We start from the raw sequence: 25,800 nt of genomic DNA, 5'->3' as shown, positions 1-25,800 counted from the left end.
CTGCCTCATTTTTTTATGGCGAATTATCAAATTGTGATAATGGTTGGTTATGTATTACAGTAAGTACACTCCGCGGGATGCGGCTTCTTCGAGGACGTCGTCCGGCCAGATGGAGGACTGGACTTCTCCGATGTGGGCTTTGCGGAGATAGAACATACAGATTCGGGACTGTCCGATTCCGCCTCCGACTGTGTACGGAAGTTTTCCGTTCAGTAATGCTTTCTGGAAATCCATCTCGGCGCGTTCTTCGCAGCCGGCTTCCTTTAACTGACGGCGGAGTGCATCTTCATCGACACGGATACCCATGGAAGAAAGCTCCAGTGCGATATCGAGTACCGGATAGTAGACGATGATATCACCGTTCAGTTCCCAGTCATCGTAGTCCGGTGCACGTCCGTCATGACGCTGTCCGGAGGCAAGGGTCTTACCGATCTGTTTGATGAATACGGCACCTTTGGCTTTGGCAAAGTGGTATTCACGTTCCTTTGGTGTCTTGTCAGGATACATGGTTTCCAGTTCCTGGGATGTGATGAAGCTGATTTCATCCGGAAGGAATTCTTCAATATAATTGTAACGGCGTGCCATGTAGGCTTCGGTTTCTTTGAGTGCACTGTATACTTTTCCTACGGTGTATTCCAGTGTCTCCATGTTGCGTTCTTCTTTGGAAATTACTTTTTCCCAGTCCCACTGGTCAACATAGATGGAATGGATGTTGTCAGTATCTTCATCTCGGCGGATAGCGCTCATATCAGTATAAAGTCCTTCTCCTGAATGAAAGCCGTAGCGCTTTAAGGCGTAACGTTTCCATTTTGCAAGAGAGTGGACGATCTCAACTTCGCGGTCTTCCTGTTCTTTGATGCCAAATGCAACCGGGCGTTCTACTCCGTTCAGGTTATCGTTCAGTCCGGATTCCGGGCGGACGAAAAGAGGAGCGGATACACGCGTCAGATGCAGAGATTTGGCAAGTGCGCGTTCAAAGTGGTCTTTTACTTCTTTGATAGCCACTTCAGTCTCGCGGATCGTAAGTGGAGAATGGTAATTCTCCGGTATCTGCAAATTGTTCATGATGTTCTTCCTTTCTTACTACTCACTATGTCTAGTTTAGTGAATTGACGTGGTGTTGTCAATCATATTTTCTTAAGAAACAACTTATGATTTTTTTAGAGAATCTCCATAGTAAGGTCACAGAACACGGCTATACTCTTAAAATAAAAAAGAAAAAGTCATAAATCAGAAAATAAGAACATATATTAAAGATGTCGGGGAAATGCCGGATGAGGCTTATACCAGAAGGCAGACAGACGAAAAAACTGTAGACAGGAGGTAACAAGATATGCAGAAAGAGAAGAATATCAGCACACAGGAAGTCATTTCCATGGAAGAATATCTAAATAAGAGACAGAAGATCAGAGAACAGGAGAAAAAACGATTCGGTGGCAGATTCGGCGAAGAGAAAAGCCCTGCCTGGATGATGGCAGAGCTTTATGTATGAGATGTTAATATTCACTGTGAAAGTCGTCATCATTCCTGTGGATCAGACGATAAACCAGGATGTAGGCGTAACTCATAACCGGCACAAGAATCGTGCAGGCAACAGATGCTTTCAGAAGTCCTAATGATCTGGATTTGTCGATAAATGCAAATACCAGAGTGCTGACGTACATCAGGAACAGAAGAATTGCACAGATAAGAGCTGCAAAACGCTTGAATTTTTTCATAACAACCACCTTCGTACTATACTTTATCTCTATTATATAGATAAAAAACAATTTCTACAAGAAAATGTTTTGCAAACAGTCGAAAAATGCTGTATGATATATGGAGTGATAAAGAATAAAAAGGAGAATTTACAGTATGAGTACATTATTAGAACAGTGGAGAGATACCGCTTACTCGAAAGAGATGGATAAAGCTTCTCTGCAGAAGTTCTGGGGAACCTATTTCCAGACTGAAAAAGAGATCTATGAAAAGCTGCTTGAGAATCCAGACGAAGAAGTAAAAGGAACTGTAAAGGAACTTGCTGAAAAATATGGCATTAATGTATTTACAATGACAGGATTCCTTGATGGAATCAACGACAGCCTGAAAGTGGCTAATCCAATTGAGACAATGGATGAGGACACTGAGGTAAGTCTTGCTTTTGATAAAGAACTGCTTTACAAGAATATGGTAGATGCAAAAGCTGACTGGCTGTATGAACTGCCACAGTGGGATAAGATCTTTACAGAAGAAAAGAAAAAAGTCCTTTACAAAGAACAGAAAAACGCACGTACAATCCACGTGGAAAAGAAAGTTTATCCAAACGATCCATGTCCGTGCGGAAGTGGTAAAAAATATAAAAAATGCTGTGGTAAGAACAAATAGGTTCTGATAGAAATTTTCAATACATTTTTTGAACGTGTTGACAAATGAAAATCCCATGGTATAATGTTAGCAAATGCGATGAAGAGAAGAGTAGAACGCAGGAAGAATCCCAGAGAGAGAGGTCTTAGGCTGAGAGCCTCTTATTACAGAAGCGTTTGAAGACCACCTCCGAGCGGCTGTAAAACAGTCCGGCTGGATACCGTTATCATCCACAAAGAGGTCCTGGAAATCAGGACAAGCGGGGTGGAACCGCGGGTATACAAAGTAACTCGTCCTCTGCAGCAGATATTTCTGTTGCAGAGGTTTTTTAGTTTACAGAAAGGATGATCTGATGGAAAGTATTTACGATTGTTTCAAGTTGAACAATGATATGAAAATCCCATGCGTTGGTTTTGGAACCTACAAAGCGGCAGAAGGGAATAACGTGGAGATTTTAAAGACTGCCATAGAAGCAGGATATCGCTATTTTGATACCGCATCCTTTTATCAGACCGAAGAGTTTGTAGGTCAGGCGATCCGTGAAAGCAATCTTCCAAGAGAGGATTTCTTCCTTGTATCCAAGATGTGGAAAGATGAAATGGGATATCAGCAGACAAAGGATGCATTAGAAAAGAGTCTGAAAAGACTTGGTACCGATTATCTGGACATCTATCTGATCCACTGGCCAAGACCGTCGGCTGACTGTGAGAACTGGAAAGAACTGGATCTTGAGACCTGGAGGGCGATGGAAGAACTTCAGAAAAAAGGGAAAATCCGGGGACTTGGACTCAGCAACTTCCTTCCGCACCATATTAAGAACATTCTGGAGAATGGAACTGTAAAACCAGTTGTCAATCAGCTGGAACTGCATCCGGGTTATATGCAGCAGGCAGCTGTGCAGTATTGTAAAGAGCATGGTATTCAGATGCAGGCATGGAGCCCGATCGGAAGACGGCGGATTCTGGAAGATGGACTGATCCTTGAACTTGCCGGAAAGTATCAGGTTTCACCGGCGCAGCTGTGTCTGAGATTCCTGCTTCAGAATGATATCATTCCGCTTCCGAAATCATCTTCGATGGAGCGGATGAAACAGAATATGGATCTGTTCCATTTTGAGATCAGCGAAGAGGATGTATCGAGACTGGCAACTATGCCACAGGCAGGATGGTCAGGAGAACATCCGGATCCGGAGCTTGCACAGAAAAATGTTGTATAATCAGAAATTATAAAATAAAGAGAGGAACAAAAAGACTATGAAAATCACATTAAAAGATGGATCAAGCAAAGAATATGCACAGAGCATGTCTGTAATTGATATTGCAAAAGATATCAGTGAAGGACTTGCAAGGGTTGCAACAGCAGGAGAAGTTGACGGAGAAGTTGTTGATTTAAGAACTGTGATCGACAAAGACTGTGAGCTGAACATTCTTACATTCAATGATGAAAAAGGAAAAGGTGCATTCCGTCACACAACATCCCACATTATGGCACAGGCGATCAAGAGACTGTACCCGGATACAAAGCTTGCAATCGGACCTTCTATTGAGGATGGATTCTATTACGATATCGATCGTGAGACTCCACTTGTAGCAGAAGATCTGGAAAAAATCGAAGCTGAGATGAAGAAGATCGTGAAGGAAGATCTTCCAATCAAGCAGTATACAATGCCAAGATCTGAGGCAATTGCATATTTCAAAGAAAAAGATGAACCATATAAAGTAGAACTGATTGAAGATCTTCCGGAAGATGCTGTGATCAGTTTCTATTCACAGGGAGAATTTACAGATCTTTGTGCAGGACCGCACCTGATGAGCACAAAACCGGTAAAAGCATTCAAACTTACAAGCCTTGCAGGAGCTTACTGGCGGGGAAGTGAAAAAAATAAGATGCTTCAGAGAGTTTATGGTACTTCTTATCCGAAGAAAGCAGAACTTGAAGAATATCTGCATATGATGGAAGAAGCAAAGAAGCGTGATCATAGAAAACTTGGAAAAGAACTTGGACTTTTCATGATGAGAGAAGAAGGACCAGGATTCCCATTCTTCCTTCCAAAAGGAATGGAACTGAAGAACCAGCTGCTTGATTACTGGAGAGAGATCCACAAAAAAGCAGGCTATGTGGAGATTTCCTCACCGATCATGTTAAGCCGTCATCTTTGGGAAACATCAGGACACTGGGATCACTACAAAGACAACATGTATACAACTGTGATCGATGATGAAGATTTTGCAATCAAACCGATGAACTGTCCGGGTGGAATTCTTGTATATGAATCAGAACCACGTTCTTATCGTGATCTTCCGATTCGTATGGGAGAACTTGGTCTGGTTCACCGTCACGAAAAATCAGGACAGCTCCATGGCCTGATGCGTGTAAGATGCTTCACACAGGATGATGCACATATCTTCATGACACCGGAACAGGTTCGTGATGAGATCAAAGGAGTTGTAAAACTGATTAATGAAGTTTACAGCCTCTTTGGATTTAAATACCATGTAGAGCTTTCTACAAGGCCGGAAGACAGCATGGGAAGTGATGAAGACTGGGATATGGCTACAGAAGCTCTTCGCGGAGCCTTGGATGATCTGGGACTTCCATATGTAGTAAATGAAGGAGATGGAGCGTTCTACGGACCGAAGATCGACTTCCATCTGGAAGACTCTATCGGAAGAACATGGCAGTGTGGAACCATCCAGCTTGATTTCCAGCTTCCGCTCAGATTTAACCTTGAATACACAGGAGCAGATGGTGAGAAGCATCGTCCGATCATGATCCACCGTGTAATCTTCGGATCGATCGAAAGATTTATCGGTATCCTGATCGAGCATTTTGCGGGAGCATTCCCGACATGGCTTGCACCGGTACAGGTTAAGGTACTTCCGATTTCAGACAAATATATGGATTATGCACAGAAGGTTCTGGATGAACTGAACAATTCAGGTGTTCGTGCAGAGATTGATACACGTGCAGAGAAGATCGGATACAAGATCCGTGAAGCACAGATGAAGAAGATCCCGTACATGCTGGTTGTCGGAGCAAAAGAAGAAGAGGACGGACTGGTATCTGTAAGAAGCCGTTTTGAAGGGGATGAAGGAAAGAAGACACTGGCTGACTTCCTTGCGGCAATCAAGATGGAGATCCAGGCCAAGACAGCAAGAGAAGTAAAAAAAGAAGACGACAAATAGAGATTTAAATAAAATCTGAATAAGAAATAAAATTTTCGGGCATAATGATACTGATTTTCAAAAAGGAGGTAACATTATGCCTGAATTAAAATGTACAGTACAGACATGTATGCACAACAAAGATTTTTATTGTGATCTGAACGCAATTACGGTGGGAGGAAAATCTGCACGGAAAGCTGCAGAGACAAGCTGTGACAGCTTTGAAGAAAGAAAAAGCGGAACCTACAGCAATGTGACCGGTGAGGCGGGTCCGACAAGCAAGATCGACTGCAAGGCCACGGAGTGCCAGTATAATAAGGAATGCCAGTGCCATGCAGGAAAGATCAGTGTGGAGGGCAGCCAGGCATGCAGCTGTGATGAGACGGAATGTGCAACTTTCAGTTGCGGATGTGCGTAGATGAGATTGATGGGTGTGGGAGAGTTTCTCCTGCACCCGTTTTTGTTTGTGAGGAAGGGACGAAGAAAATGGAAAACAAATCGATAGGACTTCATTGCACTAACCAAAAGAGAGTTGAATGATTTGGGAGGAGGACGGTTTCCACAGCCATCTTCGGGCTGTGGAGCTGCAAGTGGGAGCGTGATTCAGAAAAGACGGAGCAAGATTGAGAGAAAAGGTGTGAAAAGGATGGTTGGGAAGGTTGACGGGGGTGTTAGAAAGAAGGTATAATAAAAACTAGACTTTTGAAGAAAGACAGGGAAATTAAATGGAAAAAAAAGACAATGTAGAGAAAGAGGTTTCGGAGAAGCCGGAAGAGAAGAAATCGGCGGCGTATTATGAGAAGCGTCCGGAATTTGGTAACAGAGGACCATCAAAGATTTTGCTTCATTTCAGGAAGGGGCTTACCTTTTTTCTTGTAATTGCAGCTTGTGTGATCTTTTATTTTCTGTTACTCCGAATAGATGATATATCAGTAGGTGTCAGTAAAGTAATTGATGTGTTAAAGCCGATCCTATACGGAATGGTGATCGCATATTTGCTGAATCCAATCGTAAAGCAGATTGACCGGTGGCTGATTCCACAATTAAAAAAGAAAATGTCTCAGGAAAAGGCAAAGAAGGTTTCGCGTAGTGTCGGTGTTTTTGCAGCGCTGGTTATGCTGCTTGCTTTGATCCTGGCACTGTGCAATATGCTGATTCCGGAACTTTATAAAAGTATCCGTGACATGGTTCAGACTCTGCCGGGACAGATCAGTGATATGGTTACGAAGATCATAAGTATCCAGAAAGATACCAGTCCTGCCGGAGTCATGGCACGTAACCTGTTAGAAAAGGGATCGGATGCATTACAGAACTGGATCAAACAGGATCTTTTAACCAAAGTTAATGAAGTGATGTCAAACCTGACGGTTGGGATCATCAATTTTGTCAGTGAGATCCTGAATTTTCTGATTGGTCTTATTGTATCAGTCTATATTCTGTTCAGTAAGGAAACATTTTCTGCACAGAGTAAAAAGATCGTCTATGCAGTATTACGTACAGATCATGCCAATATGATCCTGCATCTGACAAAGAAAAGCAATGAGATTTTCGGTGGATTTATTATTGGAAAGATCATTGATTCCATGATTATCGGGGTGCTTTGCTTCTTTGGACTTACGCTCCTGAAGATGCCGTACATACTTTTGATCAGTGTAATCGTTGGTGTGACCAATGTCATTCCTTTCTTTGGACCGTATATCGGTGCTATTCCGAGTGCCGTTCTGATTTTGCTGAATGATCCGATCAAGGGCTTGTATTTCCTGATCTTCATTCTTGTGCTGCAGCAGCTTGATGGAAATGTGATCGGACCGAAGATTTTGGGCAATTCGACCGGATTATCTGCATTCTGGGTTGTATTTTCAATCCTGCTCGGAGGCGGTCTGTTTGGATTTGTAGGAATGATCATGGGCGTGCCTACATTTGCAGTAGTTTATTATATTATTACAATGCTGATCAATCATTTGCTGGAGAAGAAAAAGCTTCCGCTTCAGACTTCGGAGTATGGGGAAAAGAGTTATGTGGATGATAGCGGAAGATTTGTCAGAGAAAATCCGGAAGAAAATGATACAGCGGTAAAAAACGGGGAAAATAAAAAAGAGAGGAAGTAAGCAGAAATGCCAATTCGTGTACAGAATGACCTTCCGGTAAAAGAAATACTGGAAAAAGAAAATATATTTGTAATGGATGAGAACCGTGCGGTTCATCAGGACATTCGTCCGATCAAGATCGGACTTCTGAATCTTATGCCACTGAAAGAGGATACAGAACTTCAGCTTCTGCGCTCCCTTTCCAATACACCGCTGCAGGTTGACATTGTGTTTTTGGCAGTGAAAAATCATGTTTCAAAGAATACTTCAGCGAATCACCTGAACCGGTTTTATGAGAATTTTGAAAATGTAAAAGATCAGAAATTTGACGGATTTATCATAACCGGAGCACCGGTAGAGCAGATGCCTTTTGAAGAGGTGGATTACTGGGAAGAGCTTGTAGAGATCATGGAGTGGACAAAGACGCATGTTACTTCAACGATCCATCTCTGCTGGGGAGCACAGGCAGCACTTTATTATCATTATGGGATTAATAAAGTACAGCTGGACAAAAAGCTTTTCGGTATCTTTGAACATAAGGTTATGAACCGTAAGATTCCTCTGGTACGTGGATTTGATGATGTATTTTATGCACCGCATTCGAGACATACAGATGTGCCGATTGAGAAGATCCGTGCAGATGAGAGACTGATGATTCTGGCAGAGTCGGAAAAGGCAGGAGCATACCTTATCATGGCACAGGATGGAAGACAGATTTTTGTGATGGGACATCCGGAGTACGACCGGGTGACACTGGATCAGGAGTATAAGCGGGATCTGAGCAAAGGACTTCCGATTGAAATGCCGGAGAATTATTATCCAGACAATGACAGCACACAGAAGCCACTTCTTACATGGAGAGCACATGGTAACTGTATGTATGCAAACTGGCTGAATTACTATGTTTACCAGGCAACCCCGTATGATATGGTGGGGACACCGGATTTTCATTAGGATTCAGATAGAATTTCATATACCGATATCCTGAAAGGCATATTAGAAAGTACTATGTTTCAGAAGAGAAATCCTTTGCTATAATAGGAAAGCAAAAATAAGCGGGAGGAAAAATATGTTATTGGAGCAGAAAACAACTGATTTTTTGGAACAGCTCTCATCGTCAGCACCGATTCCGGGAGGTGGCGGTGCATCGGCAGCAGTCGGAGCGTTCGCATCAGCTTTGGGACTTATGGTTACAAATCTGACTGTCGGAAAAAAGAAATATGCGGATGTTGAAGAAGAAATTCTAGAGATAAGAGAAAAACTTGAGCAGAAGAAGCAGGATCTGGTCCGGATGGTAGATGAAGATGCCGAGGCTTTTGAACCACTGGCAAAGGCTTACAGAATGCCAAAAGAGACAGAGGAAGAACAGGCAGAGAAGGAAAAAGTTATGGAGGCCGCACTTAAAAATGCGGCAGAAGCACCACTGTGTATCATGAAAACAATTGTAGATACTATGGAGATGATCCGGGTGCTGGGGGAAAAAGGAAGCAGGCTTGCTGTCAGCGATGCAGGAGTTGCAATCCTCTTTGCACAGGCAGCCCTTGAAGGAGCTTCTCTTAATATTTTTATCAATACAAAGATGATGAAGGATCAGGAAGAAGCTGAAAGACTGAATTATCTGGCTGATCAACTGATTGCGACAGGCAAAGAACTGAAAGAGACAACTTATGATGCTGTACTTAAGGGTATCAGACCATAACAGATAAGACAGACAGGAGGAAGACATGAGCATACAGATGCGAGGAGCTGAAGTGGCAAAAGCCATGAAAGAAAAGTTGATCAGAGAAAGAGAAGAGTTGAATGCGGCGGGAGTAAATCCATGCCTTACGATCATTCGGGTAGGAGCGAAAGAAAATGATCTTGCCTACGAACGTGGAGCAAAAAAGAGAATGGAAATGATCGGAATCGAGTGCCGCATTGCGGAACTGCCAGAAGATATTTCACAGGAAGAATTTGAGGATGCTTTCTGTAAGATCAATAAAGATCCGGAGGTTCACGGGATTCTTTTGTTCCAGCCGCTTCCGGAGCAGCTCGATGTAGAGAAGATCAGACAGATGATCGACCCGGCAAAGGATATGGATGGAATGAGTCCTGTAAATCTTGCAAAAATATTCGAAGGTGACAGAACTGCTTATGCGCCTTGCACTTCTGAGGCAGTGATGCACATTATGAATCACTATGGAATTGAACTCCAGGGGAAAAGAGTGACCGTCATCGGAAGAAGCATGGTTGTTGGAAAACCGCTTTCCATGCTGATGCTTGGACAGAATGCAACTGTAACTATCTGCCATTCACGCACAAAAGATCTGGCGGACAGATGTCGCGAAGCAGAGATAATAGTAGCTGCGATCGGACGGGCAAACCATATCACCTCCGATATGATCGCCGAAGGAGCGGTGGTAGCGGATGTCGGAATCAACGTACTGGAAGACGGAACCCTCTGCGGAGATGTGGACTACGAAAATGTCCGGGAAAAAGTATCCCATATCACACCGGTTCCGGGAGGAGTAGGAAACGTCACAACCTCTGTACTCGCCTCTCACGTGCTGCGTGCCGCCCGTACAGGTCAGAACGAACCCGGACAACGCAGAGGGTAACACCGCCTCTCTGTCGAACACAATACAAATGGGCGAAGAACAGTTACAACCGGTAACCCAGAGCGCCCCGGAAGAGAAAAAATCCTATAGATTCAACTTGAATCTATAGGATTTTTTTCTCCTCCGGCTCCGGGGTGGCATAGACTACATTTATTTTTCGCCCATCTCTGGTGGAATCTTTTCTAACAACTGTCGGATATTATCACGGATCAGTCGTTTATAATTATCAGGAAGCGGTGTGATCATATCCAGGATCTCGGCATTGATCGGATCCTTTGAATGAATTGAATCATCCAGGTAGTCACAGATCAGATAATCAAATTTGACATCTAATGCTTCTGAAAAATTAAGCATGGTTGCAAAGGATGTTGCCTGGCTGCCATTTTCAATCCGGCTTATCGTTGTCTCGTCAAGATTTAGTTTTTCTGCTAGTGCTGCCTGTGTAAGACCGGCTTTGTGACGTGCCTGCCGAACGCGTATACCGAAATTCTTTTCCATGCTGTTTATCTCTCCTTCATAAAAGTAGTGTAGCATTTCAATTTGAAAAAAGAATGATATTATACGCAAGTTAACTTTACAAAAACGCCATGATAGAATATGATTAAAAAAAGGGGGGTAGAGAAATGGATTGGGAATCGTACAGAACAGATCTTGAGGCGATAAAGCTTGCGGTGAATGAATGTGAAAGACTTGGAGTGGATAAAGAAGAACTCCTCATAATCAGTATTTACCGTCTGTATGAATTTTATAAAACAGAAGACGACAGAGTCTATCTTCTGGGGGCATTATTGCATCTTAAGGCCTATCTTGAACTGGGGATGGAATATGAAAAGAACCGTAAAATCTTTTCATTGATTTTAGATAATTATGGAGTATGTTATCAGGATATTTTTCAGGGAGCGGAGGAAATAGAGTAGAAAAATCTGAAAAATTCCAAAAATCAGGTTGACAAACAGAGAATAAAGAGGTAATATATTAACCATAAATTGTAAAACCGTTGAGAAAGAGGAGTAGATTATCGAATGATATCACAGAGAGCAGCAGGCGGTGGGATTGCTGTATGGAGTTGATAATTGAATGGACTTTCGAGGACAGCCTGAAATCAGACAATTGAGAGTATGGTTTGTCGGGAACCAAACCCGTTATCAATAAGGGATGTATGTTAGTACATAAAAGAGGACAGGAAACTGTTAAAGTTGAGTGGTACCGCGTTAGTAGAAGATATTAGTCGCCTCAATCCGTAGAAGGATTGAGGCGTTTTTTATTTCATAGGAAATTCCGAAGGGACTTCCTAATAAATAAAAAGTCTCCGGCAGGATGTTACATATGTATTCCTGTTGTGGTACGGCGCGGAATCAAGAAACACCTTCTCTTGAAAGCTAACAAAGAAAATTATTTATCAAGAAGAGGAGAACAAAATTATGAAAAAGAGAACAATCGCAGTATTATTAACAATGGCAATGGCAGCAACAATGATGGCAGGATGTGGAAGCAAGTCGGATTCCAAGACAGCAGATGGAGAAAAGAGCTATACAATCGGTATTTCCCAGTTTGCAGAGCACGGATCTTTAGATAACTGCCGTGAAGGATTTTTAGAGGGACTGAAAGAAGAAGGTATCGAGGAAGGAAAGAATCTGAATGTTGAATACAAGAACTCGGCAGCAGATATGGGAACTGCATCACAGATCGCAAGCAGCTTTGTATCCGATAAAGTAGATCTGATCTGCGGAATCGCAACACCAAGTGCACAGACAGCATACAATGCTGCGATGGATACGGATATTTCGGTTATTTATACTGCAGTTACAGACCCGAAAGCAGCAGAGCTTGCAGATGATAAAGGGAACCCGGTTGGAGAAGTCACAGGAACCAGTGATAAACTTCCGATTGAAGCACAGCTGAAAATGATCCGTGAACTTCTTCCAGATGCGAAGAAGATTGGTATCCTCTATACAACAAGTGAGGCAAACAGCGTATCTGCAATTGCTGAATACAAAGAAAAAGTCGGTGACTATGGATTTGAACTTGTAGAAAAGGGAATTACAAATACATCAGAAATCGCACTTGCAACAGACGATCTTCTGTCACAGGTAGACTGCATCAGCAACCTGACAGATAATACGGTAGTAAGCTCGCTTGCAACCATTCTGGATAAGGCAAATGCAGCAAATATCCCGGTATTCGGAAGTGAGATCGAACAGGTGAAGCTTGGATGCCTGGCAGCAGAAGGTCTTGATTATGTAGCACTTGGCAAACAGACAGGTAAGATGGCAGCAAAGGTTCTCAAAGGAGAAAAGAAAGCATCTGAAATGCCATTTGAGACGATCACAGAAGCAGGACTTTACCTGAATACAAAAGTAGCAGAAAATCTTGGAATCACAGTGGAAGACGATCTGAAAAACAGCGCAGTAGAGACATACGATTCTATCAGCGAAAACTAAATTTGAATTAGAAAAGTGAGGAGCAATGCAATGAGCTTTGCAGTATCGATTTTGGAGCAGGGACTGATTTACGGAATCCTTGCATTGGGAATTTATATAACATACAAAATTCTGGATTTTCCAGATCTGACCGTAGATGGCAGCTTTCCATTAGGAGCTGCCATAACGGCGCTTATGATCACAAAAGGAGCGAACCCGTATCTGACCCTTCCGGCTGCATTTGCAGCAGGTGTGGCAGCCGGTATCTGTACCGGACTGATCCATGTCAAATGCAAGGTAAGAGATCTGCTTTCAGGTATCATTATGATGACAGCGCTCTGGACGATCAACCTTCGTGTGGCAGGAACAGCCAATGTACCATTGTTTTCTCAGAAGACAATCTTTAAAAATGATACACTGGATAAGCTGCTTCCGTCAGGATTTTCCGCTTACTCTACATTGCTCATCATTCTGATCATTGCGTTAATTGTGAAAATCATTCTCGACCTTTATCTGAATACCAAGTCCGGATACCTGCTCCGCGCAGTCGGAGATAACGATAAACTGGTAACTGCAATGGCAAAGGATGAAGGAAATGTGAAAATCCTGGGACTTGCGATCGCAAACGGGCTGTGTTCGCTTGCGGGATGTATTTTCTGTCAGGAAGAACGTGTATTTGAAATTTCCAGTGGTACAGGGGCGATGGTAATCGGTCTTGCAAGTGTTATCATCGGAACCAGTATTTTCAAAAAAATCAGTTTTGTAAAAACAACGACAGCTGTACTGATCGGTTCTATCATTTACAAGGCCTGTGTGGCAATCGCACTGAAGAACTTCGAACCGCAGGATATGAAGCTGATCACAGCCGTATTATTCCTGGTAATTCTGGTGCTTAGTATGGAGAGAAAGAAGAAGGTGAAGAAGAATGCTGGAGCTTAGAAATATCCACAAATATTATAATCCGGGTACAGTCAATGAGATGTGTCTTTTTGAGGACTTCAATCTGACGATCAATCAGGGCGAATTTGTATCCGTAGTAGGAAGTAACGGTTCCGGTAAAACTTCGATGCTGAATATCATCTGCGGAAGTATTCCGGTAGAATCCGGACAGATCCTGATCGATGGAAAAGATATCACAAGGGTAAAAGAATACAAGAGAAACCAGAAGATCGGACGCGTGTACCAGAATCCATCTATGGGAACCTGTCCGTCCATGACGATCTTGGAAAATATGTCTCTTGCGGACAATAAAGGAAGGTTCTACGGACTTGGACGGGGAACGAATAAGGCACGTATTGATTATTACAGAGAACAGCTCGCCCAGCTTGGTCTTGGACTGGAAGATAAGCTTCATGTCAAAGTCGGATCACTTTCCGGAGGACAGCGCCAGGCGATGGCACTGCTGATGTCTACGATGACACCAATCGAGTTTTTGATCCTGGATGAGCATACTGCTGCGCTGGATCCAAAGACAGCAGAACTGATCATGGAGCTGACCGATAAGATTGTAAAAGAAAAAAATCTGACAACGGTTATGGTCACACACAATCTCCGCTATGCAGTAGAATACGGTAATCGTCTGATCATGATGCATCAGGGACATTGTGTGATGGATAAGGCAGGAAAAGATAAAGAGGATACCTCGATCGATGAAATCCTGACGATGTTCAATGAAATCAGTATTGAGTGTGGAAACTAAAAAAATACAAGATTATGAATTAAAGAGATAAGCAGAAAAGGAAACAGTTTCGGCTTATCTCTTTTTGTATCTCCAAAGGTTTTGGAAAAATTATTCGAGGATTTTCAAAATGAAAGGCTATTGTCTGAATACAGAAGGAGAAGCCTGTCCGGTATAAAATGTCAATGGATTTTCAGGAATATGCCTGTAGAAGATTTGGTTGTCTGGCTGTCGGAAAATTGGTTATTTTCACAGATTGACGCTCTCGCTGTGATAGTGCTAAAATAGAGGAAAACGGTCAAGATATAGTATACATTTTAAATAGAATACAATATATTGTAGTTATCAGAAAGGAGAACAAGATGAGCTTAAACAATGTGAAAGTTGTAAAAAAAGACGGGACAAAAGAAGAATTTAACGTGCAAAAAGTCGTTGTGGCAGTCAATAAGTCTGCATATCGTGCACTGATCAAATTTTCACAGAAAGATATTGATTTTATCTGTCATTTTGTAGAAGAAAAGGTAGAAGAACTCGGAGTGCATGAGATCCGGATTCCGGAGATGCACAATATTGTAGAGGGAGCGCTTGAGAAAGTGAATCCGATCGTGGCAAAAAGTTACCGGGACTATCGGAATTACAAGCAGGATTTTGTGCAGATGCTTGACGAGGTTTATAAGAAAAGCCAGTCGATCATGTATATCGGGGACAAAGAGAACAGTAATACAGACAGTGCACTGGTATCGACCAAGCGAAGCCTGATCTTCAATGAGCTGAACAAAGAATTATATAAGAAATTTTTCCTGACGGTGGAAGAATTACAGGCAATCCGGGAAGGATATATTTATATCCATGATATGTCAGCCCGAAGAGATACGATGAATTGTTGTCTCTTTGATGTGAAAAGCGTACTGACCGGTGGATTTGAGATGGGAAATCTGTGGTACAATGAGCCAAAGACACTGGATACGGCATTTGATGTGATCGGAGATATCGTACTGAGTGCGGCAAGCCAGCAGTACGGAGGATTTACCGTGCCGAGCGTAGATGAGATCCTGGAGCCTTATGCGAAGCGTTCCCATGAAAATCATTTGAACAAATACAGAAGCCTCGGACTTTCAGAAGAAGTAGCACAGGAGATTGCCTGGAAGGATCTGGAAAAAGAGATGGAGCAGGGATTCCAGGGATGGGAGTATAAGTTCAACTCCGTATCCTCAAGCCGTGGAGACTATCCATTTATTACCATGACCAGCGGAACCGATATCAGCGAATACGGAAAGCTTGTCACAAAGACGATGCTGGAAGTAAGAGCAGGAGGACAGGGAAAGCCGGGACATAAAAAACCGGTACTTTTCCCGAAAATCGTGTTCCTTTATGATGAAAATTTACATGGACCTGGAAAGCCGGGAGAAGATCTTTTTGAAGCCGGAATTGAGTGCTCCAGAAAGACTATGTATCCGGACTGGCTCAGCCTTACCGGAAAAGGCTATGTGCCGAGTATTTACAAGCGCTACGGAAAAGTCATCAGTCCGATGGGATGCCGTGCATTCTTATCTCCATGGTATGAAAGAGGCGGTATGAATCCGGTGGACGAAAAGGATGAGCCGGTATTTGTCGGAAGGTTCAACATCGGTGCGGTCAGTCTCCATCTTCCGATGATCCTTGCCAAATCCAGACAGGAGAACCGAGATTTCTTTGAAGTACTGGATTATTACCTGGAACTGATCCGGAAGCTTCATATCCGTACTTACGAATACCTCGGAGAGCTGCGTGCTTCTACGAATCCGCTTGCCTACTGTGAGGGTGGTTTCTATGGCGGACATCTGAAGATCCATGACAAGATTAAACCGGTGCTGAAATCGGCAACCGCTTCCTTTGGAATTACAGCGCTCAATGAATTCCAGCAGCTTTATAATAAAAAGTCCCTGGTAGAGGATGGAGCATTTGCCATCAAGACCATGGAATATATCAACATGAAGGTCAATGAATTTAAAAAAGAAGACGGCTATCTGTATGCGATTTATGGAACACCGGCTGAGAATTTGTGTGGTGTGCAGGTGCAGCAGTTCCGTAAAAAATATGGAATCGTGGAAAATGTATCGGACAGGGCGTATGTGAGCAACAGTTTTCACTGCCATGTAACCGAGGATATTACACCGATCGAAAAGCAGGATCTGGAAAACCGTTTCTGGGATCTGTGTAACGGTGGAAAGATCCAGTATGTAAAATACCCGATCAATTATAACAAAGAGGCTATCAAATCACTGGTACGCCGTGCAATGGATATGGGATTTTATGAGGGTGTTAATCTGTCACTTGCCTACTGTGATGACTGCGGTCATGAAGAGCTGTCTATGGATGTGTGTCCGGTATGTGGAAGTAAGAATCTGACAAAGATTGACCGTATGAACGGATATCTGTCTTATTCGAGAGTCAAGGGAGATACCAGACTCAATGATGCCAAGATGGCAGAAATTGCGGAAAGGAAAAGTATGTAAATGCGTTACCATAATATAACAAAAGATGATATGCTCAACGGGGATGGCTTGCGGGTTGTCCTCTGGGTTGCAGGATGTGACCATTGCTGTAAGGAATGCCACAATCCGGTGACCTGGGATCCAAATGGTGGGCTTTTCTTCGATGAAAAGGCGAAGGCAGAGATTTTTGAAGAACTGGAGAAGGATTATATCAGTGGGATCACATTCAGTGGAGGCGACCCGCTGCATTCGGCAAATGCCTATGAGGTCATGATGCTGGCAAAAGAGATTAAAGAAAAATTTCCGTCAAAGACGATCTGGCTTTACACCGGTTATGAATGGAAAGATATCAAGAATATGGATATTGTAAATTATCTGGACGTTCTGGTGGACGGAGAATTCGAGGTTGAGAAGAAAGAACTGGATCTGCACTGGAAAGGCAGCGCGAACCAGATGGTCATTAACGTACCGGAGACATTAGGAAAAGGAGAAATTGTATTACATGAAGAGAATTGCTAAATTTCACAAAGTAAGTCTGGAACAGTTTATGGAAGGATGGAAGGATACCTTTGGTGAGCAGTATACAGAGGATCAGATCAAGGCTTTATATGAAGAAATCAAATTGCCGAAGCGTGCAACAGCAGGAAGTGCAGGATATGATTTCTATGCACCGGATGATTTTGTGATCGAGCCGGGAAAGACGATCAAGATCCCGACAGGGATCCGTGTGGAAATGGAAGAAAACTGGGTGCTCAAATGCTATCCGAGAAGCGGACTTGGATTCAAGTTCCGTCTGCAGCTGAATAATACGGTAGGAATTATTGACAGCGATTATTTCTATTCTGATAATGAAGGTCATATCTTTGCGAAACTGACGAATGATACCAATGAGAATAAAACGGTAGAGCTTGGAAAAGGGACAGGCTTTATGCAGGGGATTTTTGTTGAGTATGGAATTACTGTGGATGACGATGCGACAGCAGTCAGAAACGGGGGATTTGGAAGTACGACGAAGTAGGGGTGTAAAAAAGAGAGACTAAGGTATTATAGGTTGTATTGGCAACCGGGATTAAAAAATGGTGTCCAATTCCATTGTGCAAGGGCATTACGATGAACCTCTGAGAGCGAAAATTGTGTCAGCAAAGGCTTCCACAATTTTTGAGTTTCATCTCCATTGCAGAATAAGTGAATTGAACACTATTTTTTTGATCCCGGTTGCCGGATTTATTGTATTAGAGAGGCGTTTTTTTTACAAGGCTGGACTGATAACCGGTTGAGGAGATTTAGGTAGTGGTGGGAAGGGGGAGTTGTGGAAAGGTGAAGGTTATGTAGGTGTAGCCTGCAATTTTGTTGCAGGCTACAGGGGATTAGTTTAATTTTACGTTCAGGTAACTACGGCCGGAGAGGGTTTTGTTGAAGGTGATACAGAGGATGACGATGAGGCAGCCTGTGAGGAATCCTGGGAGGTTGAAGATAGCGGTGAGGATGAGGAGCAGGAGACGCATGAATTTTAATGCGTAGCCTAGTTCAAAGTTTGGCTGGGTGTAGTTGGCGATGGAAACGAATGCCATGTAGAGCATGATCTCGCTGTTGAACCAGCCGGATTCGACGGAGAATTCCCCCATGACGATACCGGCGATGACGCTGAGTGGTGTGCTGAGCATGCTGGGGGTGTTGAGGGCGGCGAGGCGGAGTCCGTCGATGGCAAGCTCCAGGATCAGGATCTGGAAGATCAGGGGGATGTTGACCGTATCTTCGATCAGAACGAAGCGGAAGATCTCCGGTATCCATGCCGGGTTCTGCATAAAGAGCAGAAAGAGTGGAACCATGAAGACAGTCAGCAGTGTGATCAGTACACGGGATATTTTCAGGTAGATTCCGGTGATTGGCGGAAAGTAGTAATCATTTGCCTCTTCGATCATATCAAAGATGGAGGTTGGCAGGATCAGTGCAGATGGGGAGGTATCAGTAAGGATGATCACTTTTCCTTCCATCAGGCAGGCGCAGGCTGTGTCTGGACGTTCGGTAAATTTATATTTTGGAAATGGATTGTACCATTTGCGCTGAAAGAGAGCTTCCGCAAGAGATTGCTGGCTCATTTTCAGATCCTGGGATTTGCTTTCTTCCAGTTTGTTCTGGATCGTGGTCAGAAGTTCGCGGTCTACACGGTCGGACATATAGCAGAGAGCTACGTCGGTGCGTGTGGAAGTGCCGGCTTCATACATTTCCATGATCAGATGCGGATCGCGGATCCGGCGGCGCATCAAGGCAGTATTGAATACGATTGTTTCCACAAAGCCATCACGGGAACCGCGCAGGGATTTGTCTTTATCGGGTTCCTCGATGCTGCGGGACGGGTAAGTACGGCAGTCGATGGCAATAGCGGCTTCATAGCCGTCAATAAAAAGACAGGTGACACCGGACAGAAGATTTTTGAAAATGCTGTCAAAGTCACCGAGAATATCAACTTCTACATAGGGGATGCAGCTTGTAGAAAAGGAAGTTGCATCCTCTGGCATATCATCGGCAGAAATATTGAGGAAGGAGTCCATAAGTTTCAGTATGATTTCATCTTTGGTGAAACCATCAATAAAATAAAAGGCACTATTTTGTCCGCCGATGATCAGAGTTCGTTCGATAATATCAAAGCTTTTTTTTACGGGAAGAGCCCGGTTCATATATTTTGTATTGTCGGTGAGGGAAGCACTGACAGTATGTTTTTCCATATTGAATCCTCCATTCAGAGATAATTTAAAGTTAAGAAAATCTGGAATCCCGGAAATATTTTACTGCCTGGATTCTGCATAGATTTAGCATTTCACAAAAAAAGGAAAATATACCGGATTATGACAAAAGTTATTAAGAAACTTAAGATTTTTTTAGCATGGGAAAAAGATTTTGCTATCTTGCGGAAAAGAGGGTATACTGTACATAATTATAAGTAATATATAAATCCCTAAAGGGATGAAGGAGGACACACTTATGAGTGAATATATGATCATGACAGACAGCACAGTGGATTTACCGAAGGAATACCTGACCGAGGAGCTTGGGGTTCCATATATTCCTCTTACTTATCTGATCGATGGACAGTCTTATGAGGATATGATTGGACTTACCGGGGAAGAATTTTTTGCAAAAGTCAGGGCAGGGTCGATGCCGACTACTTCTCAGATCAATCCGGAGCAGGCAAGAGAAGCACTGGAACCGTATCTGAAAGAGGGAAAGGATATTTTATATATTGCTTTTTCGTCAGGACTTAGCGGAACTTATAACAGTATCCGGATGGCAGCAGAAGAATTGCAGGAAGAGTATCCAGAGCAGAAGCTGATTATAATTGATTCGCTTTGTGCATGCATGGGTGAGGGACTTCTTGTGTACAAAGCTGTTCAGTTAAAGCGTGCAGGAAAGAGTCTGGAAGAAGTGGCTGCCTGGGTGGAGGAGAACAAGCTTCACATCATGCACAACGTTACGATTGATGATTTATTCCATTTACATAGAGGTGGAAGAGTATCAAAGGCTTCTGCGATCGTTGGAACGATGATCCAGATCAAGCCGATCATCCACATGGACGATCACGGCGAATTGAAGGTTATCGGAAAAGAGCGTGGAAGGAAAAAAGCACTGACGCATATCGTGGATATGGCAGTGAAGCAGTCCGAAGGTTGGGATAATGATATTGTGATGATCACACACGGTGACTGCAAAGAAGATGCGGAATTTGTGGCAAGACAGGTGGAGAAGAAGATGGGAGTCCACAATATTTTGATTAACTGCATTGGAACGGTGATTGGGTCACATACAGGTCCGGGGGTTGTGGCTGTGTTCTGTATGGGGAATAAGAGATAAGACTTTGTGAAGACGAGGCATACAAATGAAAGAATTACGGAGACAATTGAAAGAGCTACTGCAACAGGCGGGAGCAGATGCTGAAGTTTTAGAAGCTTTTAGTCAGGAAAATGCAGTGTTTCCATTTAGTGCGGAAAGCAGAATTTTGATGTATCTGATGAATGCTCAGGCAATTACATATGAACAGTATCAGGAAATATATGAAAGTTATATGAAAAGAAACCAATATCTGTATTTGTTTGAGATGGTACCAAGAACATTCGGAGAAACCTGGGGTGAGCAGCATATTTTAAAATTGTTTCCGGCTTTTGTAAAAGCGACAAAAGAGAATATGGTTTCGGTTTATCCTGATTTTGATGGAGAATTTGATCTGTGGATTCCTGAAATAAGAGTAGAAGTTAAAGCGTGTAGGGCAAATGATACAAAAGCGGGTGGAAGTCTTGTCAGCAGAGCGTATTTGCATTCAGAAGCAATTGCAAATGGGTTTAAGTATCATTATCAGCAGTTGAAGCCATCATGCTGTGATGTGTTTATCTGGATTGGTGTTTGCCGTGATGAGCTGATTTATTGGGTACTTACAAGTGAGGAACTTCAAAGAACAGGAAAGCTTGGATCTCAGCATAGGAATGAAAATACAGGAATTGCGGGAGCAGATGTATTTGAAGGCCAGGTTTTTATGACAGAAGAGGAGCTAAGACCATTTTGGGTTGCTGAAAAAGATGTCCTTAATGTCGTTAAGAAGAAAGGAAGATAAGAAAAAACCAGAGCAGACCTGGCAATCCTATTGTTGAATAGGGGAAGCCAGGAATATCTCTGGTTTTATGTTTGTCAGAACAGAAATTTGTTTTCTCCATCTACTGCATGCTTAATGATATCCTGCTCTTTAGAGGTAAGATTAAATAATTTAAAAATCAATTGGTCAAGTTGCTCGTAGGCAATTTGTGCTTCCTCAGGAGGCAGTCCGTTAATTAGTGGTTCGACAGCTTGGATGATACTGTTTTGCATGCCGGCATTAACATCCGGAATCGGAATATTTTCAATATGAGAACGCAATACCTTCACGGAGTGAAACTCCATTTTGTAAATAAACTGTGCAATTCTGGAATTAAGGATGGCAAGAATATATTTTATATGCAGTCCTTCAAGCTTGGGGATGACCACGTTGCAGCTATTCAAAGAAAGTGTTTGTTTATCATCATAAGCAAAGACAAGCTGGCTGCTGATAAAACGATACAAAAGCTTTTCTGGCGCACGGTACATTTCTATAGGTGCTACCTGCTGAAAATTCTGTGGGTTAAACACGATATAGTTTGAGTTCGGATTAGTATGGTACTTAAAGATATCGGAGCCTTTTAAAATAACTTCGTTATCTTTGTTTTTCACGGAAGAAATATATTTTTTATTATTTCCGGTTACGATTCCTAAAGCAAAATCGGCGTTTCCGGCAAGGAATTTTGTTTTAGGAATATGCCGAATTTTTTCAAGCAGCTGATATTCAGCATCCGTTGTATGAAAGCTGAAATATTCGGCTGAAATTTTACGGTTTGTCAGAATGGTTGTACAGTGACTACAGTCGGATACTTCCATTCCGACTGTCGAAAGTGGCTTTCCGGTGTGAATGAGCTGCAATATAATGCAGGGACACTGAACCTTATCAAAGGCATTTCCCAAAAAATTAAGATATCGGATGGAATTACTTTCCATAATGGCAGTACGGACCGGTGTATGTGCCTTTACATTAAGTATTGCCTCTGGAAGAATAAAAGAGAGTTGTCCGTTTATGGACAAATTACGTAGTGCTTTTTCAATAAACAAATCATAAGATTCTATATTTTTCCCGGAAGCAGTCCGATAGTTTTTGCGAAGCTTTTCCTTTTCCGACTCGGAAAATTCATATCCCCATGGCGGATTGCCGATGATATACTGGTAAGAAGCTTTTAAATCAGATGCAAGATAATCGGCTTCGGTTATATGCTCGTACAGAGTTTTGACAGAAAGAATGTCATATTTCAAAACCATGTTCAACCGGGTGATTTTTACACTGATTGTATCGGTGTCATTGCCATAAATCTGGTCAAAACGAACATGTGCTGGAAGCTGCAATAAAAAATTTCCAGTTCCACAGCAGGGATCCAGAATTCTGGCATCTGATGCAATATCCAGCTTCTCAATCAGCTTTTTGACGATTTTGGTAGGCGTATAGTAGGAGCCGGTTGCTTTGCGGCTGCCGATATTTTTACAGGAAATGTAAATGAGACCAAGAATATCTTCAGCAGGTTCGTATACATAATCAAAATCAAAAAGCGGAGAATATTTTTCACAGAAAAGCAGAGCATGCTCGGAATCTGCAATCAAAGCATAGATCAGTTCGTCGTATAGAGACAGGGTGATTTCTTTTTTTAAAAATCTGCTCAGCAACGCTTTTTCATGCTTGAAAGAAAGATCATATTTTTGGGCGAGCAAATGCAGGGCACAGTCAGCAATGAAATATTGAATCACATCCGATGAAAGAGCAATGGATTCATTGGTTACAATTCGGAGAATCTGCTGCAGTGGTTCGATATTCTGACAATTTTCAGAAACATAGGCGCTGTAAAGAGAATTTCCACAGACAAATTTCTTGTTACGTCTGCTTTTCAGTGATTGATTTTTGCCTGATTGCAATTCGGCTTTCAACTTTTCGGTATATTGTTTTGTAAAATAAGGCTTTCTTTTATCCGTATATTCAGGAATAAGTTTGCCAAGCTTGATCCAGTTGCGCCCGGTTGCGGTCGAAATGGAAAGTATATCACATAATTCTTTTAAAGAGAGATAATCGGAATCTTTCGGGGAATTCGTCATTCGCTCATCGGAAGGTTTGATGGCCGTGGCAGGGATCAACCAGATGCCGCTGACCATTTTGCAACCCTCAATCCGGTTGGTTTCGCAGAGTTTTTGTATGCGGCGTTCAGATAAATGGAATTTCTTCGAAGTTTCTTTTACAGAAATATAATCCATAGTCGTGCAGACTCCTTTTTTTGTATAATAATGATGTGAGTGTCAAAAGTAAATTTTGCCGCTCACTGGTGTAATCGGATTGCTCCATTGCGAAGCGATTCCTGCAATCCTCGAACACCTCAAACTCCCATAAAATGGCGTGTTCATATCATTTTATTTCGTTTTCAGTGTTCGGCGTGTCAATAAGTATCATATAATAAATATTATATACGGCGATACGAATGAAAGCAATATTAATTTAAAAGGATTCAAATTTGGACTGGACGATTGTTTGACTCATGCTGATTATTGGAAGGTGAATTGATGTAATGTCAAGAGATTTTTGAGTTACAGGTAAAAAAAGGAAAATTCCTTTTCTGATAAGAAATTTTCCTAAGTAAATGACATTAACTGTGAATAGTAACTAGTTTCGCTCTCATAATAAATTCTCCTTGAAATTTATTTGACAGTATGATTTATTCTGCTTATAATTATATACAAGCAATTTTTAAATTCAAGTACTAACAAAAAAGACAGGTACTATCTAAGGAGAAAGTGTTATGATAAAGAACTATATCGAAAATGCAAATTTTGAAGATACAGGATTTGCCTATACATTGTCCCTGATTTCCGGCAAACATAAGATGGTTATTCTATACTGTCTGATGGAGTTTGAAACGGTACGGTTCAATGAATTAAAACGGTATCTGAAAACTATTTCCGACAAAACGCTCAGTACCAATCTCAAAGAGCTGGAGAAAGACCGCCTGATTATCAGGACGGAATATCCGCAGATCCCGCCGAAGGTGGAGTACAGCCTTTCAGAAAGAGGGAAGTCATTGATGACTGTACTGGATCAACTTTGCATTTGGGGAGAAGAGAACAGATTGGTGAAATGATCAATTCTTATTTTGTGTGAAAAGAAGGTGTTATTATGTGGATGATATTTGCTGTTTTATCAGCGGTATTTGCTGCGTTAACCTCAATTCTTGCCAAGATAGGTATAGAAGGAGTGAATTCCAACCTGGCAACTGCAATCCGAACCATTGTTGTAGTAATCATGGCATGGGGCATGGTCTTTCTTACTCATGCGCAGAATGGACTGGCAGAAATCAGTAAGAAAAGCTGGATTTTTTTAATCTTATCTGGATTAGCAACAGGAGCTTCGTGGCTGTGCTATTATAAAGCTTTACAAATGGGGGATGCATCAAAGGTTGTACCAATAGATAAACTGAGTGTGGTAATCACACTTATATTGGCATTTGTGTTTTTACATGAACAGTTTACTACAAAATCACTCATTGGCTGTATTTTGATAGGAGCAGGTACATTGATAATGGTGTTATAAATTTTTAATTAAATCGGACAGATTTGGTGAAATAAAAAGGGTATATAATTCGATAGTTGGAGGATATATGAAAACTGTAATTATTAATGGAAGTTTTCGCCACCATCCAGAACTTCAATTTCTGCCATTTCTTCTGCGGTCAGTGTGAAATCGAAGAGGTCAAAGTTCTGCTGCATACGATCTTTGTGAACAGATTTCGGAATGATAACCACATCATTTTGAAGGAGGAAACGAAGGGCTGTCTGTGCAGCAGTTTTTCCGTATTTTTCATCAATCTTTGTCAGAACCGGATTGGTGAATATATCGTTGCGTCCTTCCGCAAATGGTCCCCATGCGAAGGTGACATTTTATGTCGAAGAATTGAGCTGAAAAGCCAGGATAAAGAGGTTATATATAATGAAATTAGTTAAGACTAATTAAAAGACGGCGTAATGTTAGAAAAAAGAAAGACGGTGTTTACTTATATCCGATATAATGTGGATCAGATTCAAAATATTTTTTATCCAATCAGATATGATCAGGATTGTATGATACTGGAACTGAAAGTAGATCATAAGCCGGAAGAGGCAATTGCGCAGATAAAAGAAAAAGAGTACGCTTTGCGGTTTCAGGGAAAAACAGCAGAAAGAAAGGAATATACAGGACACATTCTTGCTGTTGGAATCAGTTATAACAGCAAGACAAAGGAACATGAATGTAAGATTGAACAACTCTAAAAAAAGTGCAGTTTTATTACAGGATTCTAAAATTATTCATGCATCAGATTGCTATAATATTTCGTTTTGCTCGCTTATTTTATGGTATAGTGGCGGATATATGTACGGAATGAAGGAAATGGTTCATATGTCCAGAGTAGATATGTGG

The 25,800-nt window shown here is 42.0% G+C and carries 26 protein-coding genes, 1 pseudogene and 2 other annotated features; of the genes and pseudogenes, 21 read left to right on the top strand and 6 right to left on the bottom strand.

Going from position 1 to position 25,800, the window contains the following annotated elements; genetic code table 11:
- Positions 1 to 54: 54 nt before the first annotated feature.
- Positions 55 to 1,065 carry an aspartate--ammonia ligase gene (gene asnA / locus PGU50_RS02295; RefSeq protein ID WP_008374783.1) on the bottom strand — a complete coding sequence of 337 codons (1,011 nt, stop codon included), beginning with the start codon at positions 1,063 to 1,065 and terminating at the stop codon, positions 55 to 57.
- Between the two features lie 268 nt (positions 1,066 to 1,333).
- On the opposite strand from asnA, the gene PGU50_RS02290 reads away from it, so the two are divergent.
- Complete coding sequence (locus tag PGU50_RS02290) at positions 1,334 to 1,492, top strand: hypothetical protein (protein WP_008374787.1); 159 nt, start codon at positions 1,334 to 1,336, stop codon at positions 1,490 to 1,492.
- Between the two features lie 4 nt (positions 1,493 to 1,496).
- On the opposite strand, the gene PGU50_RS02285 is transcribed toward PGU50_RS02290, so the two are convergent.
- Complete coding sequence (locus PGU50_RS02285) at positions 1,497 to 1,718, bottom strand: hypothetical protein (protein ID WP_022220548.1); 222 nt, start codon at positions 1,716 to 1,718, stop codon at positions 1,497 to 1,499.
- A 136-nt stretch (positions 1,719 to 1,854) separates the two neighbouring features.
- Here PGU50_RS02285 and PGU50_RS02280 point away from each other — a divergent pair, with 136 nt between their 5' ends.
- The 8 genes from PGU50_RS02280 to PGU50_RS02245 all read left to right on the top strand — a co-directional run bounded on the left by PGU50_RS02280 (position 1,855) and on the right by PGU50_RS02245 (position 10,191).
- Positions 1,855 to 2,364 carry an SEC-C metal-binding domain-containing protein gene (locus PGU50_RS02280; RefSeq protein WP_022220547.1) on the top strand — a complete coding sequence of 170 codons (510 nt, stop codon included), beginning with the start codon at positions 1,855 to 1,857 and terminating at the stop codon, positions 2,362 to 2,364.
- A gap of 69 nt (positions 2,365 to 2,433) precedes the next feature.
- Positions 2,434 to 2,644: a binding site (T-box leader), on the top strand.
- 51 nt (positions 2,645 to 2,695) lie between these two features.
- Positions 2,696 to 3,559 (top strand): aldo/keto reductase, encoded by an 864-nt coding sequence (locus PGU50_RS02275; protein WP_270246073.1) that lies wholly within the window; start codon positions 2,696 to 2,698, stop codon positions 3,557 to 3,559.
- A gap of 37 nt (positions 3,560 to 3,596) precedes the next feature.
- Positions 3,597 to 5,528 (top strand): threonine--tRNA ligase, encoded by a 1,932-nt coding sequence (thrS, locus tag PGU50_RS02270; RefSeq protein ID WP_270246072.1) that lies wholly within the window; start codon positions 3,597 to 3,599, stop codon positions 5,526 to 5,528.
- Positions 5,529 to 5,604: 76 nt separating this feature from the next.
- Positions 5,605 to 5,925 carry a DUF1540 domain-containing protein gene (locus PGU50_RS02265; RefSeq protein ID WP_117556263.1) on the top strand — a complete coding sequence of 107 codons (321 nt, stop codon included), beginning with the start codon at positions 5,605 to 5,607 and terminating at the stop codon, positions 5,923 to 5,925.
- 307 nt (positions 5,926 to 6,232) lie between these two features.
- Positions 6,233 to 7,615, top strand: a complete 1,383-nt coding sequence (locus PGU50_RS02260; RefSeq protein ID WP_270246071.1) for an AI-2E family transporter — start codon at positions 6,233 to 6,235, stop codon at positions 7,613 to 7,615.
- Positions 7,616 to 7,621: 6 nt separating this feature from the next.
- Positions 7,622 to 8,548 carry a homoserine O-acetyltransferase MetA gene (gene metA / locus PGU50_RS02255; protein WP_118198437.1) on the top strand — a complete coding sequence of 309 codons (927 nt, stop codon included), beginning with the start codon at positions 7,622 to 7,624 and terminating at the stop codon, positions 8,546 to 8,548.
- Between the two features lie 115 nt (positions 8,549 to 8,663).
- Positions 8,664 to 9,293: a cyclodeaminase/cyclohydrolase family protein gene (locus PGU50_RS02250; RefSeq protein ID WP_055246961.1), complete on the top strand. Its 630-nt coding sequence runs from the start codon at positions 8,664 to 8,666 to the stop codon at positions 9,291 to 9,293.
- 25 nt (positions 9,294 to 9,318) lie between these two features.
- Entirely contained in the window at positions 9,319 to 10,191 is an 873-nt protein-coding gene (locus PGU50_RS02245) for a bifunctional 5,10-methylenetetrahydrofolate dehydrogenase/5,10-methenyltetrahydrofolate cyclohydrolase (RefSeq protein WP_117556259.1), read from the top strand.
- A 150-nt stretch (positions 10,192 to 10,341) separates the two neighbouring features.
- On the opposite strand, the gene PGU50_RS02240 is transcribed toward PGU50_RS02245, so the two are convergent.
- Positions 10,342 to 10,689, bottom strand: coding sequence for a helix-turn-helix domain-containing protein (locus PGU50_RS02240; RefSeq protein ID WP_117556257.1), 348 nt, complete (start codon positions 10,687 to 10,689; stop codon positions 10,342 to 10,344).
- Between the two features lie 125 nt (positions 10,690 to 10,814).
- Between PGU50_RS02240 and PGU50_RS02235 the strand changes: the two genes are divergently transcribed.
- From PGU50_RS02235 to PGU50_RS02205, 7 genes are all read left to right on the top strand, one after another.
- A complete protein-coding gene (locus PGU50_RS02235) occupies positions 10,815 to 11,108 on the top strand; it encodes a hypothetical protein (protein WP_117823050.1) in 294 nt (97 codons plus the stop codon).
- 71 nt (positions 11,109 to 11,179) lie between these two features.
- Positions 11,180 to 11,430: a binding site (T-box leader), on the top strand.
- A gap of 182 nt (positions 11,431 to 11,612) precedes the next feature.
- Positions 11,613 to 12,632: an ABC transporter substrate-binding protein gene (locus PGU50_RS02230; RefSeq protein WP_055158460.1), complete on the top strand. Its 1,020-nt coding sequence runs from the start codon at positions 11,613 to 11,615 to the stop codon at positions 12,630 to 12,632.
- Positions 12,633 to 12,662: 30 nt separating this feature from the next.
- Positions 12,663 to 13,550: an ABC transporter permease gene (locus tag PGU50_RS02225; protein ID WP_270246070.1), complete on the top strand. Its 888-nt coding sequence runs from the start codon at positions 12,663 to 12,665 to the stop codon at positions 13,548 to 13,550.
- Positions 13,537 to 14,310: an ABC transporter ATP-binding protein gene (locus PGU50_RS02220; protein ID WP_008374812.1), complete on the top strand. Its 774-nt coding sequence runs from the start codon at positions 13,537 to 13,539 to the stop codon at positions 14,308 to 14,310. Before PGU50_RS02225 ends, PGU50_RS02220 begins: the two co-directional genes overlap by 14 nt.
- 341 nt (positions 14,311 to 14,651) lie before the next feature.
- Entirely contained in the window at positions 14,652 to 16,784 is a 2,133-nt protein-coding gene (nrdD, locus tag PGU50_RS02215) for an anaerobic ribonucleoside-triphosphate reductase (protein WP_117823054.1), read from the top strand.
- On the top strand, positions 16,785 to 17,282 hold the full coding sequence (nrdG, locus tag PGU50_RS02210) for an anaerobic ribonucleoside-triphosphate reductase activating protein (protein ID WP_008374816.1): 498 nt from the start codon (positions 16,785 to 16,787) through the stop codon (positions 17,280 to 17,282). It begins immediately after the preceding gene.
- Entirely contained in the window at positions 17,266 to 17,781 is a 516-nt protein-coding gene (locus PGU50_RS02205; RefSeq protein ID WP_008374818.1) for a deoxyuridine 5'-triphosphate nucleotidohydrolase, read from the top strand. The genes nrdG and PGU50_RS02205 overlap by 17 nt, the downstream gene beginning before the upstream one ends.
- A 349-nt stretch (positions 17,782 to 18,130) precedes the next feature.
- Here PGU50_RS02205 and PGU50_RS02200 read toward each other — a convergent pair whose 3' ends face one another.
- The gene (locus PGU50_RS02200; protein WP_117835228.1) at positions 18,131 to 19,489 is read right to left on the bottom strand and encodes a spore germination protein; all 1,359 of its coding nucleotides are present in this window, start codon (positions 19,487 to 19,489) and stop codon (positions 18,131 to 18,133) included.
- A 256-nt stretch (positions 19,490 to 19,745) separates the two neighbouring features.
- On the opposite strand from PGU50_RS02200, the gene PGU50_RS02195 reads away from it, so the two are divergent.
- On the top strand, positions 19,746 to 20,612 hold the full coding sequence (locus PGU50_RS02195; protein ID WP_117556249.1) for a DegV family protein: 867 nt from the start codon (positions 19,746 to 19,748) through the stop codon (positions 20,610 to 20,612).
- Positions 20,613 to 20,637: 25 nt separating this feature from the next.
- Positions 20,638 to 21,366, top strand: a complete 729-nt coding sequence (locus PGU50_RS02190) for a restriction endonuclease subunit M (RefSeq protein WP_117556247.1) — start codon at positions 20,638 to 20,640, stop codon at positions 21,364 to 21,366.
- 74 nt (positions 21,367 to 21,440) lie between these two features.
- Here the strand turns inward: PGU50_RS02190 and PGU50_RS02185 are convergent, their stop codons facing one another.
- Positions 21,441 to 23,609, bottom strand: a complete 2,169-nt coding sequence (locus PGU50_RS02185; protein WP_330672437.1) for a TaqI-like C-terminal specificity domain-containing protein — start codon at positions 23,607 to 23,609, stop codon at positions 21,441 to 21,443.
- Between the two features lie 539 nt (positions 23,610 to 24,148).
- Here PGU50_RS02185 and PGU50_RS02175 point away from each other — a divergent pair.
- Positions 24,149 to 24,487 carry a winged helix-turn-helix transcriptional regulator gene (locus PGU50_RS02175; RefSeq protein WP_008374833.1) on the top strand — a complete coding sequence of 113 codons (339 nt, stop codon included), beginning with the start codon at positions 24,149 to 24,151 and terminating at the stop codon, positions 24,485 to 24,487.
- Positions 24,488 to 24,522: 35 nt separating this feature from the next.
- Entirely contained in the window at positions 24,523 to 24,936 is a 414-nt protein-coding gene (locus tag PGU50_RS02170; protein WP_117556244.1) for an EamA family transporter, read from the top strand.
- An 83-nt stretch (positions 24,937 to 25,019) separates the two neighbouring features.
- On the opposite strand, the gene PGU50_RS02165 is transcribed toward PGU50_RS02170, so the two are convergent.
- The gene (locus tag PGU50_RS02165) at positions 25,020 to 25,220 is read right to left on the bottom strand and encodes an aldo/keto reductase (RefSeq protein WP_179976194.1); all 201 of its coding nucleotides are present in this window, start codon (positions 25,218 to 25,220) and stop codon (positions 25,020 to 25,022) included.
- Between the two features lie 210 nt (positions 25,221 to 25,430).
- Here PGU50_RS02165 and PGU50_RS02160 point away from each other — a divergent pair.
- Positions 25,431 to 25,652, top strand: a pseudogene (locus PGU50_RS02160) (AAA family ATPase); the annotation flags it as partial.
- Positions 25,653 to 25,800 lie beyond the last annotated feature (148 nt).

It is taken from the genome of Coprococcus sp. AM11-30B (genome assembly GCF_027674365.1).
Lineage (GTDB): Bacteria > Bacillota > Clostridia > Lachnospirales > Lachnospiraceae > Allocoprococcus > Allocoprococcus comes.
Note: the sequence above shows the minus strand (reverse complement) of the source record. Positions and strands in the feature narration are given on the sequence as shown.

Bases quoted from the DNA above. Each gene is read 5' to 3' on its own strand.
- asnA (WP_008374783.1), bottom strand. From the start codon at position 1,065: ATGAACAATTTGCAGATACCGGAGAATTACCATTCTCCACTTACGATC.
- PGU50_RS02290 (WP_008374787.1), top strand. From the start codon at position 1,334: ATGCAGAAAGAGAAGAATATCAGCACACAGGAAGTCATTTCCATGGAA.
- PGU50_RS02285 (WP_022220548.1), bottom strand. From the start codon at position 1,718: ATGAAAAAATTCAAGCGTTTTGCAGCTCTTATCTGTGCAATTCTTCTG.
- PGU50_RS02280 (WP_022220547.1), top strand. From the start codon at position 1,855: ATGAGTACATTATTAGAACAGTGGAGAGATACCGCTTACTCGAAAGAG.
- PGU50_RS02275 (WP_270246073.1), top strand. From the start codon at position 2,696: ATGGAAAGTATTTACGATTGTTTCAAGTTGAACAATGATATGAAAATC.
- thrS (WP_270246072.1), top strand. From the start codon at position 3,597: ATGAAAATCACATTAAAAGATGGATCAAGCAAAGAATATGCACAGAGC.
- PGU50_RS02265 (WP_117556263.1), top strand. From the start codon at position 5,605: ATGCCTGAATTAAAATGTACAGTACAGACATGTATGCACAACAAAGAT.
- PGU50_RS02260 (WP_270246071.1), top strand. From the start codon at position 6,233: ATGGAAAAAAAAGACAATGTAGAGAAAGAGGTTTCGGAGAAGCCGGAA.
- metA (WP_118198437.1), top strand. From the start codon at position 7,622: ATGCCAATTCGTGTACAGAATGACCTTCCGGTAAAAGAAATACTGGAA.
- PGU50_RS02250 (WP_055246961.1), top strand. From the start codon at position 8,664: ATGTTATTGGAGCAGAAAACAACTGATTTTTTGGAACAGCTCTCATCG.
- PGU50_RS02245 (WP_117556259.1), top strand. From the start codon at position 9,319: ATGAGCATACAGATGCGAGGAGCTGAAGTGGCAAAAGCCATGAAAGAA.
- PGU50_RS02240 (WP_117556257.1), bottom strand. From the start codon at position 10,689: ATGGAAAAGAATTTCGGTATACGCGTTCGGCAGGCACGTCACAAAGCC.
- PGU50_RS02235 (WP_117823050.1), top strand. From the start codon at position 10,815: ATGGATTGGGAATCGTACAGAACAGATCTTGAGGCGATAAAGCTTGCG.
- PGU50_RS02230 (WP_055158460.1), top strand. From the start codon at position 11,613: ATGAAAAAGAGAACAATCGCAGTATTATTAACAATGGCAATGGCAGCA.
- PGU50_RS02225 (WP_270246070.1), top strand. From the start codon at position 12,663: ATGAGCTTTGCAGTATCGATTTTGGAGCAGGGACTGATTTACGGAATC.
- PGU50_RS02220 (WP_008374812.1), top strand. From the start codon at position 13,537: ATGCTGGAGCTTAGAAATATCCACAAATATTATAATCCGGGTACAGTC.
- nrdD (WP_117823054.1), top strand. From the start codon at position 14,652: ATGAGCTTAAACAATGTGAAAGTTGTAAAAAAAGACGGGACAAAAGAA.
- nrdG (WP_008374816.1), top strand. From the start codon at position 16,785: ATGCGTTACCATAATATAACAAAAGATGATATGCTCAACGGGGATGGC.
- PGU50_RS02205 (WP_008374818.1), top strand. From the start codon at position 17,266: ATGAAGAGAATTGCTAAATTTCACAAAGTAAGTCTGGAACAGTTTATG.
- PGU50_RS02200 (WP_117835228.1), bottom strand. From the start codon at position 19,489: ATGGAAAAACATACTGTCAGTGCTTCCCTCACCGACAATACAAAATAT.
- PGU50_RS02195 (WP_117556249.1), top strand. From the start codon at position 19,746: ATGAGTGAATATATGATCATGACAGACAGCACAGTGGATTTACCGAAG.
- PGU50_RS02190 (WP_117556247.1), top strand. From the start codon at position 20,638: ATGAAAGAATTACGGAGACAATTGAAAGAGCTACTGCAACAGGCGGGA.
- PGU50_RS02185 (WP_330672437.1), bottom strand. From the start codon at position 23,609: ATGGATTATATTTCTGTAAAAGAAACTTCGAAGAAATTCCATTTATCT.
- PGU50_RS02175 (WP_008374833.1), top strand. From the start codon at position 24,149: ATGATAAAGAACTATATCGAAAATGCAAATTTTGAAGATACAGGATTT.
- PGU50_RS02170 (WP_117556244.1), top strand. From the start codon at position 24,523: ATGTGGATGATATTTGCTGTTTTATCAGCGGTATTTGCTGCGTTAACC.